Genomic DNA, 20,584 nt, shown 5'->3' with positions numbered 1-20,584 from the left:
GCACGTCAGCCGACGAAATCTCAGGCTTGCCAAGCCGGGTTCTCGATCAAAAGCGCCATGCCCTGCCCGCCGCCCACACAGGCCGCGGCGATGCCGTAACGCAAATTGTGCTCACGCAGTTGTCGAGCCAGGGTCAACACCAGACGCAAGCCACTGGCAGCCAAGGGGTGACCGAGCGCCAGTGAGCCTCCCAGGTTGTTAAGGCGCGACGGATCCAACTCCAGTTCCTTGGCCACCGCCAGCACCTGGGCGGCCTGCGCTTCATTGATTTCAAAGCGGTCGATCTGCTCCAGACGCAAGCCACTGCGCTGCAACAGCAGACGAATCGCTGGTGCTGGCCCAATACCCATGAATTCTGGCGCCACCCCCACTACCGCACTGGCGCGCAGCAAGGCCAACGGTGTATTGCGATAGTCAGAAACGCGCCCGACCAGCGCAGCCGCCGCGCCGTCGACTACCGCACAACTGTTGCCGGCGGTTTGCACCCCGCCTTCATGAACGGTGCGCAACCGGCCCAATGCCGCGATGTCTGCGGGCCGTGGATGGCTGTCTTCACTCACCGTATCGATACCGCGTGGCAGGCGAATACCGCGTGGCTGGTAGCCTTCCAGTTCAAACGCTTGATGCCCTACGGCAACGGTCTCGGGTGCCAACCATCCCGATTGTTGTGCCGCAAACGCACGCTGATGGCTGGCGCAGGCGTAGGCATCCACCGCTTCGCGACTTAACCCATAACGCCGCGCCAGGTTGTCGGCGGTAGTGATCATGTCCACCCCGGGAGCCGGGTCATACAAGGCCTCCCAAAGAAAATCCTTGAACTGCACTTCTGCGCCAAGGCGAAAGCCACCTCGATGGGTGTAGGCGGCAATCGGATTGCGTGACATCGATTCGGTGCCCACACACAGGGCCAATTGCACGCCGTCATCCAGTTGGCTGGCGGCCTGGCGCAGCAGTTCGAAACCAGTGGCGCAAATACGCTGTACTCCCAGCGCCGGAACCGATTGCGCCACGCCGCTGTAGAGACCGATGTGGCGTGGCAGCATGTAGGCATCGAAGCTGGCCTGGGCCATGGAGCCCGCCAGCACGCTGTCGACTGCCAGCGGATCGATTCCCGAGCGAGCCAGTACTTCACGCCCGACCTTGATGCCCAAGTCAATCGGCGACACCTCGGCCAATGCCCCGCCGAGGTCCACCCATGGGGTACGCACCGCAGCGATGATCGCCGTATCGTCAAAAGCCGAGTACTGCCCGCCCGCCCTCACGACTTCGTTCTCGCGCGCAGTATGGTCGGATCGAGCCCGCGATACAGCGCCTCGACCTGCTCCGCACGCCACTGCAGAACGGCACGCTGATTGATCGAGCCCTTGTCTGTGATTTCCCCCCGGTCGATGGACGCCGGCTTATCGAGCAAGGCGATCCACTCCAGTCGGCTGGCGTTGCCCGTGGCTTCGCGATTGAGTCGCTGCAACCAGTCGGCGAACCACTCGCGCACCGGCGCGCTGGCCAACACCTCGGCGTCGCTGGCATCAGGCGCCAGCCCGGACAGCTTGCGGCATTCGAACATCCGCGCAAAGACCAGCGCGCCCAGGCATTCACGATCCGGCGCGGTGATCACCAGGTCCTGGACATAAGGCGAACCTTCGAGCACCGCACGGCTGCGTAAAGGCCCGACGCTGACGAACACCCCCGATGACAACTTGAAGTCTTCAGCGATACGCCCATCGAACATCAGCCCCAATTGCGGCTCACGCGGATCGGCTAGCTTGAGCGCATCACCGGAACAGTAAAAGCCCTGCGCGTCGAAGGCCTCAAGGGTCTGCTGCGGCGACCGCCAGTAACCGGGCATGATGTGCGGCCCGCGAAAGCGAGCTTCCAGCTTGCCGTCCACCGGCACCAGTCGCACCTCGCAAGCCGGCGCCGGCAGGCCGACATAACCGGCCATCGACAAAGGCCCGGTAGTGAAGGTGCAGGACGGCGAAGCCTCGGTCATGCCCAGCCCGGCCATCATTCGGATACGCTCACCACAGTGCTGCTCTGCCACGCGGTCGAGGCGGTCCCAGACACTTTGCGACAGGCCGGCCGCAGCAAAAAAGAACAGGCTGATGCGCTTGAAAAAAACCTCCCGCAGCTCCGGGTCCTGCTCCAGTGCCGAAGCCAGTTCCTCCCAACCCTTTGGCACGGTCAGATAAGCGGTGGGCGACACGTCCTTAAGGTTACGCAGGGTTTGCGCGAAACCTTGCGCCGTGGGCTTGCCGTCGTCCAGGTAAAAGCTGCCACCGTTGTAGAGCACGATGCCGACGTTATGGCTGCCGCCGAAGGTGTGGTTCCAGGGCAGCCAGTCCACCAGCACCGGCGGTTCTTCGCCGAACACCGGAAACGTCTGCAGCAGCATCTGTTGGTTAGCGCACAGCATGCGTTGGGTGGTGATCACCGCCTTGGGCAGCTTGGTCGAGCCCGAGGTGAACAGGAACTTGGCGATGCTGTCAGGGCCTGTGCTGGCGAACGCGGCTTCGGCCTCGGCACTGCCCCGCTGTTCCAGCAGACTGGCGAAGCTGACCTGGCGACGCCCCGTGACCTGACCACGCACAGTGATCAGGGGTGTTTCGACCGGCAGCACGGTATCGATTGCACGCTGGAAAGGCTCGGCATCACTGACAAACACCAGGCCGGGTTGCAGCAGATCGCAAACGTGACGCAGCTTGGCGAAATCCTGGGACAGCAACGAATAGGCCGGCGACACCGGGCAGTAGGGAATGCCCGCGTACAGGGCGCCGAAGGCGAGTTGCAAATGCTCGATGTCGTTGCCCGAGAGCAGCACCAGCGGTTTGTCTGCCGACAGGCCGTAGCTCAACAGGCTTTGGGCGATGCTCCGGACACTGTCGAGCATCTGCGCGTAACTGATCCGGCGCCACTCACCGTCGGCCTGGCGGGCGGCGATGAAAGTCTGCTCGGGACGCACCTGCGCCCAATGCACCAGACGGTCGAGCAGTCGTGGCGGATACTCGTCCAATGGTTCTAGGGAACGCATGTGCAGTGCGCCCTGCTGCTCCGTCACCTCGACCGCTGCGCGACCGATGGACACCTGACGATAGCGCGGCGCACTGGCCTCGATGTGGGGTTGCGATCTGAATTCTGGACTCACGTGCGTGTTCTCCATCAGGGCACGCTACCACCAAGTCACGCGAACGGGACATGGCGGCGGCAGGCGCCTTTTTATTGTTGTTTGTGCGGTTCAGATCGGGTAATGCCGCGGCCCATGCTGCAAGGTGACCCAACGCAACTGGGTAAAGTGCTCAATAGACGCCTTGCCGCCAAAACTACCGTAGCCGCTGGACTTGACTCCGCCAAAGGGCATTTGCGCTTCATCGTGCACGGTCGGGCCATTGATATGGCAAATGCCCGACTCGACCCGCTGGGCCAGCGCCAGCGCGCGTCCGGTATCGCGACTGAAGATAGCTGCCGACAAACCGAACTCGGAATCATTGGCCAGTCGCAGCAAAGCTTCATCACCGTCAGCGCGCATTAACACCGCCACGGGGCCGAACGATTCCTCGCGATACAAACGCATGGTCTCGTCGACGCCTTCGAGCAGCGTTGGCTGCAAAATGCTGCCGTCCAGTTGTCCGCCCACCACTCGCCGCGCACCCTTGGCGAGGGCGTCGTCGATCAGCGATTGGATGCGCGTGCCAGCACTGGCATCTATCAGCGACCCGAGCACCGAATCCACCGATGCAGGATCACCGGCGCGCAGGGTCTCGACCTTGGCCGCCAGCTTGGCAACAAAAGCGTCGGCGACCTTCGCATCGACGATCAACCGTTCGGTGGACATGCAAATCTGCCCCTGATTGAAGTACGCGCCGAAAGCGGCAGCTTCGACCGCCGCATCCAGATCGGCATCGTCGAGTACCAGCAACGGTGCCTTGCCGCCCAACTCCAACAGCGCCGGTTTGAGGTGACGCGCCGAGAGCTCGCCGACGATGCGCCCGACATGGGTTGAACCGGTGAAGTTGACCCGTCGCACCGCCGGGTTGGCGATCAGCCGCTCGACGATCGCCGGGGCGTCCGCCGGGGCATTGCTGATGACATTGACCACGCCATCGCCCAGACCTGCATCCTGCAAGACCTGACCGATCAGGCGATGCACCGCCGGGCTCAATTCGGAAGCCTTGAGCACCACGGTATTGCCGCACGCCAACGGCATCGCGATAGCGCGGGTGGCGAGAATCACTGGGGCGTTCCACGGGGCAATGCCCAACACCACGCCGCAGGGTTGGCGCAGGGCCATGGCAAAACTGCCCGGCACATCAGAGGGGATGACCTCACCATGAATCTGGGTGGTCATCGAAGCCGCTTCACGTAGCATGTTGGCCGCCAGCCGCACGTTGAATCCGTACCAGTTGGCCATGGCCCCGGTTTCGCCAGCCGCCGCAATGAACTCGTCGCTACGCGCCTGCAACTGCTCGGCGGCCTTGAGCAAACGGGTGCGACGTTCATTGGGCGCCAGCGCGGCCCAGACCGGAAACGCTGCCTGGGCCGCAGCCACCGCGGCATCGGCATCTTCCAGGGTGGCGGCGGCCACCCGCGATACCACTTCACCGGTCATCGGGTTGCGGCGTTCGAAGGTCCGACCGTCGCGGGCAGGCAGCGACTGGCCGCCAATCAGCAGGGGCACTTCCAGCATGGTGATTCCTCTTTTTTGTCTTTGTCGGGAATGCATTCGAGCGATAAAGCACGCCGGGGCGGGTATGCACCCGGCGATCAATCTCAGCGCTTGTAGGCCTGCAGACCGGGTTTGATGCTCTTGTCGTCGAGGAACTGCTTCATGCCCTGCTCGCGGCCACCTTCGGTGTCGAGCAAGCGCGACTGGTCGAGCTTGGCGTATAGGTAGTCTTCGTTCTGCTCCCACGTCAGCTCGCGGCAGCGTTTGAAACCATGTTTGGCCGCACGCAGCACCACCGGGTTTTTCTCCAGCAGGTTGCGCGCCAGATCCACGGTGACTTCACGCAGTTGCGCCAGGGGCACGCTTTCGTTGACCAGGCCCATCTCGGCAGCTTTCTGCCCACCGAAGGTCTTGCCGGTCATGATGTAATACAACGACTGACGATGGCCCACGGTGTCGGCCATGGCTTTGCTCACCAGATTGCCCGGTGGAATGCCCCAGTTGATTTCCGACAAACCGAAGGTGGCTTCATCGGCGCAGATTGCCAGGTCGCAAGCCACCAGCGGGCTGAAGCCGCCACCGAAACACCAGCCATTGACCATGGCGATGGTTGGCTTGGCGTACATGCGCAGCAGTTTCCATTGCCATTGCGAGGCTTCGCGGCGGATTTTTTCCTGGAGGATCTCCGGGCCCGCGTCCACTTCGCGGAAGTATTCCTTGAGGTCCATACCTGCGGTCCAGGCATCGCCGGCACCGGTCAGCACCAGCACGCTAGCGGCCGGATCCTGCTCCAGGGTTTCCAGCACATCGATCATTTCCCGATTTAGCGTCGGGCTCATGGCGTTGCGTTTTTCCGGGCGATTAAGGATGACCCAGGCGATACCTTCTTCGATCTCGACCTTGACGGTTGTCCAGCGACCTTCGTAGTTGCTCATGGTGTTGTTCTCTTGTTCTGGCTAGGAGATGACTGGAAATTAAAGCAGCCATTTAGTTATGTCAATTAACTATTAACCTGATTAACAGTTTTTTATCCACCACAAGACATCGTGAAAACCAAGATCCATGAACAGCAGGCATAGCTATCAGCCAACAACCACGGCAAACTAGATACACTTGTTAACCTCCACCTTTTCAGGATTCACCCGCAATGGCCAAGCCTTCTCCCCTCGCCGATCAAAGCGAGTCCACACCCGCCACCGTCGAGATGCAGGCCCCTCTGGATTCGGCACTGGATGACCTGATCGGCTACGCGATGCGTCGCGCCCAACTCAAGCTGTTCCAGAATTTGATTGGTCGTCTGTCAGCCCACGATCTGCGCCCCGCGCAGTTCTCGGCGCTGGCGATCATCGACCAGAATCCGGGGCTGATGCAGGCCGACCTGGCCCGCGCCTTGGCCATCGAGCCGCCGCAGGTAGTGCCACTGCTCAATAAACTGGAAAGCCGCGCGCTGGCGGTGCGAGTACGCTGCAAGCCGGACAAACGCTCCTACGGGATCTTCCTGAGCAAGAGCGGCGAAACCTTGCTCAAGGAGCTCAAGCAGATCGCCGCGCAAAGCGATTTAGACTCCACATCAACGCTGACCGGCGGGGAGCGCGAAGAGCTGCTGCGTTTGCTGAAGAAGGTTTATCAGGACTGAACGCGTTATGCCGGCACACCCCTGAGGGGTGGCCGGGCCAGTACATCGAGCAACTTGGCGTTACCAGATCGGCAAGGTGTAAAGCACTTGGAAGCGGGTCTGGTTTTCATCACGAAACGCCGTACCGCTCGGGAAGTCATTGCGATAGATCGCCTTGCGCGCCAACAGCCCGACGTTTTTCAACGGGCCGCTCTGAATCACATAGCCCAGTTCCATCTGGAACTCTCGCTCCTTGCGGTCCTCGGCGTTGAAGGCGGCCAGTTCGATATTGTCGCCGCGCACGTAACGCAACCTTCCCTTCAAGCCGGGCACCCCGGATGCGACGAAGTCGTAGTCATAGATCGCTTGCCAGGTACGCTCCTTGGCGTTGAGAAAATCCGAAGCCATGGTCAGTTCGCTCATGCCCATCAACTCCGTGCCGGAGATGTAGGGCGTCGCCGTGTCGCCGCTGGAGTGCATGTAGCCGAGGCTCACACGGTGCCCGCCGAGGCGGTAGCCGAACAACGCCGAAAGGTTGCGGTTGTCCACCTCCCCCGCTTTGGCGGCGCCATCCTCACGGCTGAAAAAGCTGCGCAAGTCACTGGTGAACACACCGTCGCCAAGCGGCAGGTTGTGCAGCAGCGCCAGGGTGTCCTGTTGGTACAACTCGGCCACTTCGGCATGATAAGCGCGCAGACTGAGCTCTTTGTTGACCTGATAATCACCCCCCACATACGCCAGATGCGAGGTAGTGGCGGCGCCATTGAATCGCCGGTTCGGCGTGGCGATGCTCATGGCCTGATAGTCCGTGGAATCGCGCTTGTTGATGCGGTCGATGTAGCCGGTATTGAGGGTCAGGCCATCGATATCTTTGGAACTGAGGGTCGTGCCGCGAAAGGTCTGTGGCAGCAGTCGCGATGGACTCGCGAAAGCGAACGGCAGGAATATCGAGACGTCACCGCTCTTCACCGTGGATTGGGCAAACCTTAGTTTGGCCGTCGGGGCAAGGCGTGAATACTCATCCGCCGCGCGCTTGTCGCTGGCCGACACCGGCAACAGTTCGGTGCCGCTGCGATCCGGTGCGGAGTCGAGCTTGACCCCCAGCAACCCGCGGACGTCCAGACCGAATCCCACCACGCCTTGGGTAAAACCCGACTCCATGCCAAGGATAAAACCCTGTGCCCACTCCCGCGCAGCGGACTTTGCCCCTCCATCCTTGTAGTCACGGTCCAGATAGTAATTGCGCAGGGTCAGGTTGCCGTGGCTGTCCTCGATAAACCCCTCTGCGCGCAATGTTGAGGGCAGTACGCTGATGCCTAGCAGTGCCACGATCCACCTTGAATGGATACTGCAAATGCATGAGAGCGACGCTATGGAACCTGTGTTCATGAGGCGTTTTGGCATGTTCGATGTCCATTTTTTATTGTTGTTTGTGGTTGCCGGATCCACCCGAGACTGCCGGCTTCACAACCAGAGAATGGAAACAGCCAAAGGTCGCCGTCAATCGCAAATGATCGATAATCGAACATTAATATTATTATCTATTTTTTCATACCCATCTTAATTCGCTCATAGACATCTGTTTTTAAAGGTTTTATCTGCGTTTTTTACAGATTTCCGGGTGACATTCTTTTTTTAGTTATCTTTGTTATCTTAATCACCAGTGGTCTCCTACGGCGTTCCCAACGCACGGACGGCTCGACTGCATAACAAAAACAACAACGAGGCTCACCCATGGACAGTCCATCGCGTCGCTCGACGCTGACAATCGCTTTGTGCTTTATCGTTGCGCTTATCGAGGGGTTCGATCTGCAGGCCGCCGGCACCGCTGCCGCTGGCTTGCGACAGAGCTTTGCCCTGGACCCGAAGATGATGGGCTGGGTGTTCAGCGCCGGGATCATCGGTCTGCTGCCGGGCGCTTTTTTTGGCGGCTGGGTGGCCGATCGTATCGGCCGCAAGAAAATCCTCGTCGGCGCCGTGCTGCTGTTTGGCGTCTTCTCGCTTTGCACCGCCTATGTCGAGAGCTACTCCAGCCTGCTGCTGGTGCGTTTCATGACCGGCCTTGGCCTGGGCGCTGCCCTGCCCAACCTGATTGCCTTGTGCGCCGAGGCCGTGAGCGAGCGCCGTCGCGGCACAGCCATCAGCGTCATGTACTGCGGCGTGCCTTTGGGTGGCGCGCTGGCGGCCGTAGTGGCGATGTTTTCCAGTGAACACTGGCAAACCACTTTTATCATCGGCGGTCTCGCGCCCTTGCTGGTGGTGCCGGTGATGGCCCTGCTGCTGCCCGAATCCACTGCGTTCCGCCAGCAACATGTCGCGACCGGCAGCCCACGCTCGTCTACCGCCCTGGCATTATTCGGCGAAGGACGGGCACGCAACACGCTGGCCTTGTGGTTAAGCTACTTCTTCACCCTGACCGTGATGTACATGCTGCTCAACTGGCTGCCCTCGCTGTTGCTGGAACAGGGTTTCACCAAGCCCCAGGCAGGCATGGTGCAAATGCTGTTCAATATCGGCGGGGCCATTGGTTCGCTGCTCGGCGGGGTGATGCTGGATCGCTGCAACGGTGTGAAAGTCGTCCTGTTCGTGTACGCCGGGGTGTTGGCGGCATTGGCCGGGCTCGGTATGTCCGTGGGCATCGTACCGATGGCAATCGCCGGGTTCGCTGTCGGGCTGTTCGTCATGGCCGCACAGCTTGTGCTGTATGCCCTGGCCCCGCCGTCCTACCCGACTTCGGTGCGCGCCACCGGTGTCGGCGCGGCCGTGGCCATCGGCCGGCTCGGTTCGGTGGCAGGTCCTCTCGCCGCCGGCCAGATCCTCGCCGCCGGTGCGGGTACCACTGGCGTGCTGCTGGCAACCTCACCCGGGCTGGTTATCGCCGCGCTGGCGATCCTAACCGTGATCGCCCGTAAGGGCGCGGACGGCGCGTCACAACCGGAAGCAGCAATCTAAGCCGCGCCACTGGGTTTCCAAGAATGAAAATGCCCGGCAATTGCCCGTAATGCTGTTCCCTTTTCAGGCGAACAAAAAACCTGTGGCGAGGGGATTTATCCCCTCGCCACGCGGTTCACAGAACGGCACGCGTGCTACATCTTGAAGGACTTGACTAACTGGCTAAGATCCACAGCAAGCATTGACAATTCTCCGCTGGAGGACGCTGTCTGATGCGAGCCAGCGGCCGTTTGGGTCGCCAGGTCTCGAATACTTACCAAGCTTTGGTCTACTTTTCGAGCCGCGTGTGATTGCTCTTCAGCTGCCGAAGCAATCAACATGTTGCGATCGTTCACTTGCTTGATTGACTCGGTAATTTCGACCAGTGAAGCCCCCGCCTCTTGCGCCAATGTCAGGGTTTTTCCAGCTTGCAGACTGCTTTGGTCCATCGATCTGAGCGCGTCGGAAGTACCTGACTGTATGGGAATTCATTTAAGGAGCCACGCCACCTACACACCTATGTGTGCGTTACAGCGTTGTCATTCCAAGGTGGCCGACGGCGTTTCGGGTGAGCGTGATCCACAGGAAAATGAAAAAGTGAAAACAGTTTGCATTTTGAAAACTGTTTTCACTATAGTGAGCCACCTGCCAATTTCGGCCCTGTAACCGCTTGGACTACGACAATCTATGAGCGCCGTCGCTGAACGCATTCTTCGTGTTTTGGAAGAGCTTGCAAACTCGCCAGAGGGCATGACGCTCTCTGAACTCACGGCTGTTCTTGGTATGCCTATCACGGCCGTACACCGATTACTCGGGGATTTGATCGAACAGGACTACGTTCGCAAGGACGAAAGACGAGGTGAGTTCACCTTGACCATGAAATTGCCATCCTTGGGTCTGCGCTTCTTGAGCGCCGGCGGCGTGGTTGATATTGCTCAGCCTATCCTTGAACGGCTGGCCGTCATTTCCGGAGAGTTGGTACGTTTGGCGATCGTCGATGGGGAGCAACTGGTCTATGTAGCCAAGGCCCAAGGCGCGCGCGAAGGGTTGCGCTATGACCCGGAAATGGGCCGCCCTGTGACGCTGTCTTGCAGTGCCGCCGGGATAAGCTGGCTGGCCGGCAAGAGCGACGAAGAAGTCATGCGGCTTGTCTCCGCGCAAGGTTTTGGTCTTCCGGCCAACTTTGGTCCCAGCGCACCGACCACCTTCAAAACGCTACTTCCGCTCATTGAGACCGCACGCAAGAACGGCTATGCCACGACGCAAGATATGTTCTTGCCAGCAATGAGTTCCCTGGCGACGACGGTGACTATCGGCAATGGTGACGTTGGCGCACTTCTCATTATTGCAGGACCGATGTCACGGCTTACTCATGAAAAAATGAAGGAATTGCTACCCGCACTGCTGTCCACGGCAGCAGAGTTATCCGAGGCAAGTAGCGTTTCACCGGTAATGCGTCGCGCATCCATCTAATTTAATTAAGCTGCCAACTTTGTCGATAAAGTTGGCGGGTTAGTCTGTGCCTGAACGGTAAGTTAAAAACTTAAGCTGTAAGACTTCGTATGCCTGACAATAACTAACAATAAACAGTACTGGTGTTTGTATCTGCGAGCACTTTGTACAGCGGAGGTAATAAGTATGGGGAACGATTCAAACACTTCGCCGCGTTCCATGGCGAATCGGGCAGTCACCGCTGCCACGGTCGGAACCGCTTTGGAATGGTTCGACTTCACCTTGTACGGGGTTGTGGCAGCTACCGTGTTGCCCAAGTTGTTCTTCCCTGCGATGGAGCCTGGTTCTGCGCTGTTGGCATCTTTGGCCACGTTCAGCGTGGGCCTCGCTGCACGGCCACTTGGCGCCATAATCTGTGGCCATTTGGGCGACAAGATTGGCCGGCGTAACTTGATGCTCGGCACCGTATCGGCAATGGGTATTACTTCCGTGCTGATGGGACTGCTTCCGACCTATGCGCAGATAGGAATACTCGCGCCAATCCTGCTGGTCCTGCTGCGTATCATTCAGGGATTTGCGCTTGGGGGTGAATCGACCGGCGGGCAACTCATGGCGCTCGAACATGCCCCTGCGGCCCGACGCGGCCGGTATTCAGGTCTCATCGGCATGTGCGCACCGCTCAGCCAGATAGTCGCTAATGCCGTGCTCCTTCTGCTTTCAGCCTCCTTGAGCGCAGATGACTTTATGAGTTACGGCTGGCGAATCCCCTTCGTCATGAGTTTCCTTTTAGTTCTGGTGGGCATTTACATACGAATGCGAGTAGAGGAGACGCCAGCTTTTGTACAGATGAAACAGTCTGCGGTGGCGACGGTCAGTAGCCCTCTTCGCGACGCTTTCAAACTTCACTGGAAAACCATTCTGCGGCTGATGCTGTTCTTCTGCGGGCCGACGGCAATGTTCTATCTCGCCGTTGTGTTCACCCTCGGCTATTTGACGAACACCCTGGGTATTCCTAAACAGACGGGTTTTACGCTGTTAATGATCGCTAACGCCTGCGCGATAGTGGGTTCAATTATGGGTGGTCTGCTCAGTGACCGGATCGGGCGTAAACGCACTCTCCTTCTTGCGTCGACCGCGACGTTCATCATGATGATGCTGTACTTCCCTTTGCTTGAAACCAAAGACTTCGCGACGATGGCGATTGCAATGGGCTTGTTCCTGGGTTTCACGCAAGTCCAGACCGGTATTCAACCTGTTGCGTTCGCAGAAGCATTTCCGACCAATGTGCGCTATTCCGCTTCGGCCCTGGCTTTCACGGGAGCTAGTTTGTTCGCCGGTGGCCCGATTCCCATTGTCGCCACCTGGCTCTTGAACTTGAGCAACGGCTCGCCATGGGCACTCGTGGCACTTGTCGGAACGCTGAACGTGATCTCGTTCTGCATGATTGCAATAGGTCCCGAAACAGCGGGTGTCGACATGAATCGCCTTGATTCAGTCGATGAGGTCGCCGGCAACCAGCATGCGCAAGTGCGTCACGCGAACTCTTGACCTTATCCAGCGGTGCGCGGGTCGCACCGCTACATCTAAACCGTAAAAGCGAGAACATTGATGACCGACCAATCCAAAGGCTTGCTTGCGATCTGGAGCACGATTGCGGCGGATGTGGAAACAGACTATTTGCACTGGCTTACACGCGAACATATTTTCGAGCGTGTCAGCGTGCCGGGCTTTCTCTCTGGCCGTGTGTTCAAGCGGCGCAACAGTCAGCCATCGCAATACTTCATGTTGTATGAGTTGGCTGAAGCGAGTGTGATGTCCAGCCCGGCGTATCTCGCACGACTCAACGACCCTACTCCATGGACGCAACGGATCATGCCCCGGCTGATGCAGTTCCGTCGCGGTGGCGGTTCGGTCGACATCAGCGGCGGGCATGTCGGCGCACATGGTAGTCATCTCGCTATTGCGCGCTTCGATGGCGCCCTGCCTGATGCGTTGACAGGGTCGAAGGGACGTCAATTGGTTGAGGCGCTGGCGGAGCTGGATTGGGTCGTAAACGTTCAGATGATGACAGTGCAGACCGACGCCACGGCTATCGCCACTCGAGAGAAGTCGATGCGCAGCAGCCAGGAAGGAGAGTTTTCGGGGTTATTGATCATCCAGGCACTTGATCATGCCGCCCTGGAACGCGCCGTGAGCCGCGCGAAAGAGCTGCTTATGGCAGACAACGCATTTGAAATCTATGAACTGCTGTTCTCCTGCCACGCCAGTCAACAATGAAATCTGTCAGGTAGCTTTGGTCTTGCTCGGTCATTTTTAACATCTGCTCATGGCCTTTTTCTGCTTGTTACAAGGGGCAGCAATCGGCCAATAGCTGTCCCTCATGTGTTCCGCTCAATCAACATCCTTTCCAGCGTGTTGTCCTTTACCCAAAAGTGATGAAACAGCCCCGCCGCTGCGTGCAGACCAATCAGCCAATACCCTGTTGTACCGATCAGCTCATGCCAATACTTGAGCTGTTTGGCAAAGTCAGGATCAATCGCCACCGGCGCCGGTACGTGAAAACCGAAGTACGGGAACGGCTTGTCACCTGCGGCGAGCATCAGCCAAGCCAGGATCGGCGTGACGATCATCAGGGCGTACAGCGCCAGGTGGGTGAGATGTGCGATAGCGGTCTGCCAGGCCGGGGGTTTAGGGATGATTGGTGGTCGTGGGCTCAAGCGACCGAGCAGGCGAATCCAGACCAGGGCGAAGATACTTGCGCCAAACAGGCCGTGGAAGCCCATGAGCAAACCACGCGCTTCGCTACCTTTGGGCATGTAGCCTTTGATTTCCACGCAGGCATACACGCCGACAAACAGCACCAGCATCAGCCAGTGCAAGGTGATTGAAAGTTTTCCATAACGAGTTACAGCGGTGTCGCGGGTCATAAAAAATGCCTTTTGGTTGTTGTGAGCGACGGTCAATCCAGTTGCCTTGAACCGGCCGCGCCACAGTACTCGTCCTGTCTTAAGAGAGTCTGAAGATCGGCTCTCAGGTTAACCTTTTTTCACCTTCAGACTTCGTTAAGAAATGGCTTGGATACTTCGCTCAAACCCATTGAGGGAGGCGTTCGAGCCATGCCCGATTTTGACTGGAACATCCCGCTACCCTTGCGCTTCGGCCCCGCCGAAACGCCCCCGCTAACACTGACCGGCGCGCTTTCGGACAACGTCTTGCGAGGGGCGTTCGAAGCGTTTATCCAGCAGCGTTTCCGCAAGGCTCACGGTGCCGACATCCGCCACTTCATGCCCGAGCTTTTCGGTATGCACAACGGCGGCGGGCAATTATGTGCAGTGGCCGGCGTGCGTCGCGCGCACTTAGGACCGCTGTTTCTGGAGAGGTATCTGGATGAACCGATCGAGCCGTTGATCAGCACGGCGGCTGATCATCCGGTTGACCGCAGTGCCATTGTCGAGGTCGGCAATCTGGCAGCGAGCGACACCGGCAGCGCGCGCCTGAGCATCATCGCGATGACCTATCTGCTGGCCATGGGTGGCCTGCAATGGGTGACGTTCACGGGCAATATCGGACTGGTCAACAGCTTCCATCGTCTCGGTTTGAAACCGTTGACATTGTGCGCCGCCGATCCGGATCGACTGGGTGACGAGCGTCAACACTGGGGCAGTTATTACGAAAGCAAACCCTGGGTGCACGTCGGCAACATCCGCGCCGGGTTCGTCCATCTTAGCAATATCGGCCTGTTCAGCCGCCTGGGCTTGCCGACCTCGATTGAAGAAGCCTGCCATGTCGCTTGAACTGCAACGCTTTCAAGAAACCCTGCGCGATCATGCCAGGCGCAATGACAACGCGACCGCCATGTGGAGCGACACGCTGAAGCTCGACTACGCCACTGTGTATGCAGAAGTGCTGTATCGCCAAGAACGCCTGCGTGATGAACAAGTACAAGTTGTCGCCCTGGCGCTGGACAACGGCGTCGACGCGATGCTTTGGGATCTGGCGGTATTGTTCGAAGGGTTGACTTGCGTAACGCTGCCGCCGTTTTTCAGCCCAGCACAACGCGCCCATTGCCTGGAGCAAAGTCAGGCCGAACGCGTGATTGCCGAACCGCAGTTGGACTCCGAGTTGCTTGCCGCAGGTTATGAGCTACGCGGCGAGTTCTGGTGGCGCGTCTCTAGCGACCAAAGACGCATGCCGATGGGCACCGCCAAACTGACCTTCACCTCCGGCACCACCGGCACACCGAAAGGTGTTTGCCTCAGTAGCGACAGCCTGTTGCGCGTCGCACGGGAGCTGCAACAGGCGAGCGAGCCTGCCGACCCGCAGCATCATCTGGCGTTGCTACCGCTGGCGATTCTTCTGGAAAACCTTGGCTGTTACGCTGCGCTGTATGCCGGTGCGATGCTGAGTCTGCCGAGCCAGAAAACCCTCGGCATTCAAAGCGCCAGTGGTGTCGACGTCCCACGCCTGCTGAGTTATCTGGCCAGTCGCGCGCCGCAGAGCCTGATTCTGGTGCCGCAATTATTGTCATTGCTGGTCGGCGCAGCGGAACAAAAAGCCTTTGATCCACAAACCCTGCGGTTTGCCGCTGTCGGTGGAGCACGCGTCAGCGAAGATTTGCTGCAACGCGCGCAACGTGTCGGGCTTCCAGTTTACGAAGGTTACGGGCTATCCGAATGCGCCTCGGTGGTTTGCCTCAATCGACCTGGTGCACGGCGTCTGGGCAGTGTCGGCCGGCCCCTGGCGCACGTTGAGGTACGCCTGGCGGATGACGGCGAAGTACTGATCAAGGGCTCGTCGCTGCTGGGCTATCTGGGGGAAACGCCGAACAGCGAAGAATGGTGGCCGAGCGGCGATCTGGGCGAATTTGACCCGGAAGGTTTTCTCTATATCAAGGGCCGCAAAAAGCACCAGTTCATCACCAGTTACGGGCGCAACGTCAACCCGGAATGGGTCGAGTCGGAACTCACCCAACGCCGCCACATCGCCCAGGCCTTCGTTTACGGCGAAGCGCTGCCGCGCAACCTCGCCCTGCTCTGGCCACATCGACCTGACTGCACCGATGCCGAACTGGCCGCCACCGTCGCCGAAGCCAATGACGCCTTGCCTGATTACGCCCAAGTGCATCAATGGACGCGCCTGCCGTGTCCCTTCACCAACGCCAATGGGCTGCTTACCGCCAATGGTCGCCCCCGTCGCGACGCTATCGTCGCGCAGTACCACGCGCAATTGACCGAATCCGTTGTCCGGGAGGAATCCGCATCATGAGTTTTTTCGACACTCTGCAAGAAGCCACACAGCGTGAACGCCACGAACTGTTCAACCTGCCAATCATTGTCGATGCGTTGCACGGCAAAGTCAGTCTTGATAGCTATCGGGCGTTTCTCGCGCAGGCCTACTACCACGTGCGTCACACCGTGCCGTTGATGATGGCGTGCGGGGCTCGTTTGCCGACGCGCCTGGAATGGCTGCGCAAAGCGGTGTGCGAGTACATCGAAGACGAATACGGCCACGAGCAGTGGGTGCTCAACGACATTGCAGCCTGCGGTGGTGATCGCGATGCGGTGCGCGATGGCCGGCCGTCGCTGCCAATCGAGCTGATGATCAGCTTTCTTTATGACCAGATCGCCCGTGGTAATCCGGTCGGTCTGTTCGGTATGGTCAATGTACTTGAAGGCACCAGCATCGCGCTGGCCACGCACGCTGCGGGGAGCATTCGCGAGCGTCTGGCGTTGCCGGAAACCGCTTTCACTTATCTGAGTTCACACGGTTCGCTCGACATCGAACACATGCACACCTATCGCCGCCTGATGAATCGACTGGAAGATCCTCAAGACCAAGCGGCGGTGGTTCATGCCTCTAAAGTGGTGTATCGACTATACATCGACATGTTCCGTGGTCTGCCGCGTGACACGGAGACTGAACATGCAGCTGCATGACGCGCGCGTGGTTTTGACCGGCGCCAGTGGTGGTATCGGCATGGCCATTACCGACGCTTTGTGCGCCGCCGGTTCTCGGGTATTGGCTGTCGCGCGGCACCAGCAAGCCTTGGCCCCGATGCTCGAACGCTACCCCGACACCCTGTGCTGGGTCGCGGCAGACCTGACGTCCCTCAGCGACCGGCGCAAAGTGCTCGCCGCCGCCGCCGAAGCGATCGGCGGCGTCAATCTGCTGATCAACGCCGCCGGGGTGAATCACTTCGCCATGCTCGAACAGCTCGACGACGGCGACATCGACGCGATGCTCGCGGTGAACATCAGCGCGCCGATCTGCCTGACCAAGCTGTTGCTGCCGCTGCTCAAGCAGGCCGACAGCGCCATGGTGGTCAATGTCGGCTCGACCTACGGTTCGATCGGCTATGCCGGTTACGCCAGCTATTGCGCGTCCAAGTTTGCCTTGCGCGGTTTTTCCGAAGCGTTGCGCCGAGAGCTGGCCGACACCCGTGTAAACGTACTCTACGTTGCGCCTCGGGCCACCCGCACGTCGATGAACAGCGCGGCGGCGCAAGCCTTGAACGATGCGCTCAAGGCCAGCGTCGATGACCCGCAAGCCGTGGCCTCGGCGGTGATCCACGCGATTGCCGGCGACCGCCGCGATTTGTATCTGGGCTGGCCCGAGCGTTTCTTCGTGCGTCTCAACAATCTTCTCCCGCATCTGGTCGATCGCGGTCTGCGCAAGCAATTGCCGTTGATCCGCCGCCTCAGCGAAAAACCCGACAACGAGAGCCTCAAGCCATGAAAAAAATCTTCGCGTGCCTGTTGATCGCAGCCCTTAGTCCAAGCGTCTGGGCGCTGGAGGCCGCCGACCAACAGCGCCTCAGCAGCATCCAAAACCGCTGGGCGCACATCCAATATGAAGTGGCGGAAAAACAGCGCGCCGCCGCATTCGAACAATTGTTCGGTGAAACCCAGGCGTTCACGTCGCAGCGTCCGGTGCTGGCCGAAGCCTGGATCTGGCAAGGAATCGTCACCAGCAGTTGGGCCGGAGCCCAAGGCGGACTTGGAGCGCTGGGCAAAGCCAAGGATGCCAAGGCTGACCTTGAAAAATCGCTGACCCTCGACCCTAAGGCCCTGCAAGGCTCGGCCTACACCAGCCTGGCGGCGCTGTATGACCGGGTGCCCGGCTGGCCCATCGGTTTCGGCGACAGCGATAAAGCGGAACAACTGCTCAAGCAGGCGCTGCAACTCAACCCCGACGGCATCGACAGCCTGTACTTCTGGGGCGATCACCTCTACCGTCAGAAACGCTACGCTGAAGCAAAAGCAGCGTTGCAAAAAGCCCTGCAAGCAGCGCCGCGTCCCGGCCGTGAAACGGCGGACGCCGGGCGCCGCAAAGAAATCGCCGCCCTGCTGGTGGACGTCAACAAGAAACTCGACTGACAGGAGTCCGCGTGCGTTTATTACTGATTGAGGATGACGTGGCGCTCGGTGAAGGCATTCATCAAGCGCTGGGGCGCGAGGGCTACACCGTTGACTGGCTCCAGGACGGCAGCAGCGCGCTACACGCCCTGCTCAGCGAAACGTTCGATGTCGCCGTGCTGGATCTCGGTTTGCCGCGCATGGACGGCCTCGAAGTGTTGCGGCGCCTGCGCGACAGTGGCTCAAACCTGCCGGTGCTGATACTCACCGCCCGCGATGCCACTGAAGATCGCATCGCCGGGCTTGATGCCGGTGCCGACGATTACCTGATCAAACCGTTCGACCTGGCTGAACTCAAAGCGCGACTGCGCGCCCTGTTACGGCGCAGTGCCGGCCGTGCGCAAGCGCTGATCGAACATGCTGGCATCAGCCTCAACCCCGGCACCCAGCAGGTCAGCTATCAGGGCCATCCTGTAGCGCTGACGCCAAAGGAATATCAGTTGCTGCATGAACTGCTATCACCGCCGGGCCGAGTGATGACACGTGATCAACTGATTCAACTGCTTTACGGCTGGAACGAAGAAGCGGAAAGCAACACTCTGGAAGTGCATATCTATCACCTGCGCAAGAAGTTCTCGACTGAGCTGATCCGCACCATTCGGGGTGTGGGCTATCTAGTGGAGGAACGCTGATGACTTCCATCCGCCGCCGCACACTGACCCTGATCATCGGCCTGTTGCTGGCCGGTCTGGCGGTGCTCAGCCTCTTCAATCTGCACGACAGCAATCACGAAATCGCCGAGGTTTACGACGCTCAACTGGCGCAGAATGCGCGCCTGTTGCAAGGCGTCATGCGCATGCCACTGGCGAGCAAAGAACACGCCGAACTGTACCGGGCGTTCAATACCGCACTGAGTGAAGCGGTGCCGCGCGGCGATGGTCACCCTTACGAACGCAAGGTTGCCTTTCAGGTATGGAACCCTGGCGGCGAGGTGCTGGTGCATACCGCCAGCGCGCCCTCCTTCAATAATCCGCCGACTCAGCCGGGCTTCAGTGATGTAGTCGATTTAAAGCAGCGTCACTGGCGCGCGTTCCTCCTTGAAGACCCGCAAAACGGCATGCGCATCTGGGTCGGCGAGCGCGATGATGTGCGCGCAGATCTGGTCGGCCGCATCGTGCGTCATACACTGTGGCCAAACGTTGTCGGCAGTTTGCTGCTCGCGGCGATGGTCTGGCTCGCGATCGGCTGGGGGCTGAAGCCCTTGGCGAACATGGCTGAGACCCTGCGGGCCCGCCACAGCGGCTCACTTGAGCCTTTGCAACTGACGCCTCTACCCAGTGAACTTGAGCCTATGCAAGCGGCGCTCAACCGCATGCTCGCGCAGATTCAGGAAGTGCTTGGCCGCGAACGACGCTTCATTGCCGACGCCGCCCACGAAATGCGTACACCATTGGCTGTGCTGCGAGTGCACGCGCAGAATTTGCTGGAAGCAGGCACTGAACAGGAGCGTCGCGAATCGCTGGAGTTCCTCATCTCAGGCGTCGATCGCACCAGCCGACTGGTCTACCAGTTGCTGACCATGGCGCGTCTGGAGCCAAAACCCAATCCACCGCTGCTACAACGCATCGACCTCAGCGAAACCGTGCGCAACAGCCTCGTGCAACTAACACCGTGGTTACTGAGTAAACACCTTGAACTGATCTTCGACGTCAGCGAACAGCCCTTTCACGTATTCGCCAACCCCGCCGCCATCGACATCGCGCTGAACAACCTGATCACCAACGCAGCCAATTTCTCTCCCGAAAATGGGGTAATCACCGTACAACTGAGCCAGGCTGATGGCTTCTGTAATTTGACGGTGGACGATCACGGGCCCGGAATTGATGAGTCATGTCGAGAGCGATTGTTTGAGCGTTTCTACAGTCGTGGCACTGCGCAAGGCGCGGGGTTAGGCCTAACCATCGTCAACACGATCGCCCTGCGCCTGAACGGCCGTATCGAACTCGTAAACCGGGCAGAGGGAGGTTTGAGGGCGACGTTATCAATTCCAGCCAGAGAATAATTGCAAAGCATCAATCGATTATTTCGTTTCGCACAGTCGGTAAACATCCTAAGGGGCGGCAAGGCCCCACATTCAGGCTCGTGAAACATTTTCGGTAAATTTGAATTCCATCAATGGTTTGATGCCGTTTCGCGTTTTGTCCAAGACATCCACTTTATCTCGAAACCAGACTGCGACCAGAATCCTCTTTTGTCCGGTCGCTGCTGCTAACGAGATTCCGATTGCAGCCATAAGCGGAAGTTTGCAAGCGACCGCTAACGGCCAGAAGCGGACGTTGCTGGCCCGATTTCTCGGCAGCCGCTTACGAATCAAACACAACAATGACCCGGTCTGCCAAACTTATTTGCCTCATTAGCTTCCACACAACTTGCTAATGTCACGCGAGTCAGGATAGATCGCTTTAAAACCTCAACTCATCATGTCTGGTCGCCAGGTCTATTTATGCCGCTGAGTTTTCATAAAATGCACGCCAATGGCGATGATTTCGTTATCGTGGACTCGCGAAACTC

The 20,584-nt window shown here is 59.1% G+C and carries 19 protein-coding genes; 12 read left to right on the top strand and 7 right to left on the bottom strand.

The genetic code is table 11. The features are described from left to right. Positions 1-20: 20 nt before the first annotated feature. The 4 genes from KVG88_RS00095 to KVG88_RS00080 form a co-directional block, all read right to left on the bottom strand. A complete protein-coding gene (locus tag KVG88_RS00095; protein ID WP_217869879.1) occupies positions 21-1,262 on the bottom strand; it encodes a thiolase family protein in 1,242 nt (413 codons plus the stop codon). Continuing rightward, positions 1,259-3,142 (bottom strand): feruloyl-CoA synthase, encoded by a 1,884-nt coding sequence (locus tag KVG88_RS00090; RefSeq protein ID WP_217869878.1) that lies wholly within the window; start codon positions 3,140-3,142, stop codon positions 1,259-1,261. The genes KVG88_RS00095 and KVG88_RS00090 overlap by 4 nt, the downstream gene beginning before the upstream one ends. 90 nt (positions 3,143-3,232) lie before the next feature. Beyond that, complete coding sequence (locus tag KVG88_RS00085; protein WP_150703298.1) at positions 3,233-4,681, bottom strand: aldehyde dehydrogenase; 1,449 nt, start codon at positions 4,679-4,681, stop codon at positions 3,233-3,235. Positions 4,682-4,764: 83 nt separating this feature from the next. Then, a complete protein-coding gene (locus KVG88_RS00080) occupies positions 4,765-5,595 on the bottom strand; it encodes a p-hydroxycinnamoyl CoA hydratase/lyase (RefSeq protein ID WP_217869877.1) in 831 nt (276 codons plus the stop codon). Positions 5,596-5,807: 212 nt separating this feature from the next. Here KVG88_RS00080 and KVG88_RS00075 point away from each other — a divergent pair, with 212 nt between their 5' ends. Continuing rightward, on the top strand, positions 5,808-6,296 hold the full coding sequence (locus KVG88_RS00075; RefSeq protein WP_150703300.1) for a MarR family winged helix-turn-helix transcriptional regulator: 489 nt from the start codon (positions 5,808-5,810) through the stop codon (positions 6,294-6,296). A gap of 60 nt (positions 6,297-6,356) precedes the next feature. Here KVG88_RS00075 and KVG88_RS00070 read toward each other — a convergent pair whose 3' ends face one another. After that, positions 6,357-7,664: an OprD family porin gene (locus KVG88_RS00070; protein WP_225933861.1), complete on the bottom strand. Its 1,308-nt coding sequence runs from the start codon at positions 7,662-7,664 to the stop codon at positions 6,357-6,359. A gap of 345 nt (positions 7,665-8,009) precedes the next feature. Here KVG88_RS00070 and mhpT point away from each other — a divergent pair, with 345 nt between their 5' ends. After that, complete coding sequence (gene mhpT / locus KVG88_RS00065) at positions 8,010-9,227, top strand: 3-(3-hydroxy-phenyl)propionate transporter MhpT (RefSeq protein ID WP_217869875.1); 1,218 nt, start codon at positions 8,010-8,012, stop codon at positions 9,225-9,227. Positions 9,228-9,361: 134 nt separating this feature from the next. On the opposite strand, the gene KVG88_RS00060 is transcribed toward mhpT, so the two are convergent. Then, positions 9,362-9,655, bottom strand: a complete 294-nt coding sequence (locus KVG88_RS00060) for a hypothetical protein (protein WP_217869874.1) — start codon at positions 9,653-9,655, stop codon at positions 9,362-9,364. A 238-nt stretch (positions 9,656-9,893) separates the two neighbouring features. Between KVG88_RS00060 and KVG88_RS00055 the strand changes: the two genes are divergently transcribed. The 3 genes from KVG88_RS00055 (at position 9,894) to KVG88_RS00045 (ending at position 12,935) form a co-directional block, all read left to right on the top strand. Beyond that, positions 9,894-10,679 carry an IclR family transcriptional regulator gene (locus KVG88_RS00055; RefSeq protein WP_150703303.1) on the top strand — a complete coding sequence of 262 codons (786 nt, stop codon included), beginning with the start codon at positions 9,894-9,896 and terminating at the stop codon, positions 10,677-10,679. A 165-nt stretch (positions 10,680-10,844) separates the two neighbouring features. Continuing rightward, positions 10,845-12,206, top strand: coding sequence for an MFS transporter (locus tag KVG88_RS00050; RefSeq protein ID WP_217869873.1), 1,362 nt, complete (start codon positions 10,845-10,847; stop codon positions 12,204-12,206). Between the two features lie 60 nt (positions 12,207-12,266). After that, positions 12,267-12,935 (top strand): DUF4286 family protein, encoded by a 669-nt coding sequence (locus tag KVG88_RS00045; protein ID WP_217869872.1) that lies wholly within the window; start codon positions 12,267-12,269, stop codon positions 12,933-12,935. 101 nt (positions 12,936-13,036) lie between these two features. On the opposite strand, the gene KVG88_RS00040 is transcribed toward KVG88_RS00045, so the two are convergent. Then, positions 13,037-13,585 (bottom strand): cytochrome b, encoded by a 549-nt coding sequence (locus tag KVG88_RS00040; RefSeq protein WP_217869871.1) that lies wholly within the window; start codon positions 13,583-13,585, stop codon positions 13,037-13,039. Positions 13,586-13,774: 189 nt separating this feature from the next. Here KVG88_RS00040 and KVG88_RS00035 point away from each other — a divergent pair, with 189 nt between their 5' ends. Genes KVG88_RS00035 through KVG88_RS00005 form a run of 7 tightly spaced genes read left to right on the top strand, consistent with a single transcriptional unit; the run spans position 13,775 to position 20,075 of the window. Next, the gene (locus KVG88_RS00035) at positions 13,775-14,452 is read left to right on the top strand and encodes a thermostable hemolysin (RefSeq protein WP_150703339.1); all 678 of its coding nucleotides are present in this window, start codon (positions 13,775-13,777) and stop codon (positions 14,450-14,452) included. Continuing rightward, the gene (locus KVG88_RS00030; protein ID WP_150703338.1) at positions 14,442-15,923 is read left to right on the top strand and encodes an AMP-binding protein; all 1,482 of its coding nucleotides are present in this window, start codon (positions 14,442-14,444) and stop codon (positions 15,921-15,923) included. The genes KVG88_RS00035 and KVG88_RS00030 overlap by 11 nt, the downstream gene beginning before the upstream one ends. After that, positions 15,920-16,594, top strand: coding sequence for an iron-containing redox enzyme family protein (locus tag KVG88_RS00025; RefSeq protein ID WP_150703337.1), 675 nt, complete (start codon positions 15,920-15,922; stop codon positions 16,592-16,594). Before KVG88_RS00030 ends, KVG88_RS00025 begins: the two co-directional genes overlap by 4 nt. Then, the gene (locus KVG88_RS00020; RefSeq protein ID WP_217869870.1) at positions 16,581-17,393 is read left to right on the top strand and encodes an SDR family oxidoreductase; all 813 of its coding nucleotides are present in this window, start codon (positions 16,581-16,583) and stop codon (positions 17,391-17,393) included. Before KVG88_RS00025 ends, KVG88_RS00020 begins: the two co-directional genes overlap by 14 nt. Next, positions 17,390-18,034, top strand: coding sequence for a tetratricopeptide repeat protein (locus KVG88_RS00015; protein ID WP_150703335.1), 645 nt, complete (start codon positions 17,390-17,392; stop codon positions 18,032-18,034). The genes KVG88_RS00020 and KVG88_RS00015 overlap by 4 nt, the downstream gene beginning before the upstream one ends. Positions 18,035-18,045: 11 nt before the next feature. Continuing rightward, positions 18,046-18,705 carry a response regulator gene (locus KVG88_RS00010; protein WP_150703334.1) on the top strand — a complete coding sequence of 220 codons (660 nt, stop codon included), beginning with the start codon at positions 18,046-18,048 and terminating at the stop codon, positions 18,703-18,705. Beyond that, positions 18,705-20,075 carry an ATP-binding protein gene (locus KVG88_RS00005; RefSeq protein ID WP_217869869.1) on the top strand — a complete coding sequence of 457 codons (1,371 nt, stop codon included), beginning with the start codon at positions 18,705-18,707 and terminating at the stop codon, positions 20,073-20,075. Before KVG88_RS00010 ends, KVG88_RS00005 begins: the two co-directional genes overlap by 1 nt. The last annotated feature ends 509 nt before the right edge of the window (positions 20,076-20,584 follow it).

The organism is Pseudomonas azerbaijanoccidentalis (assembly GCF_019145495.1).
Lineage (GTDB): Bacteria > Pseudomonadota > Gammaproteobacteria > Pseudomonadales > Pseudomonadaceae > Aquipseudomonas > Aquipseudomonas azerbaijanoccidentalis.
Note: the sequence above shows the minus strand (reverse complement) of the source record. Positions and strands in the feature narration are given on the sequence as shown.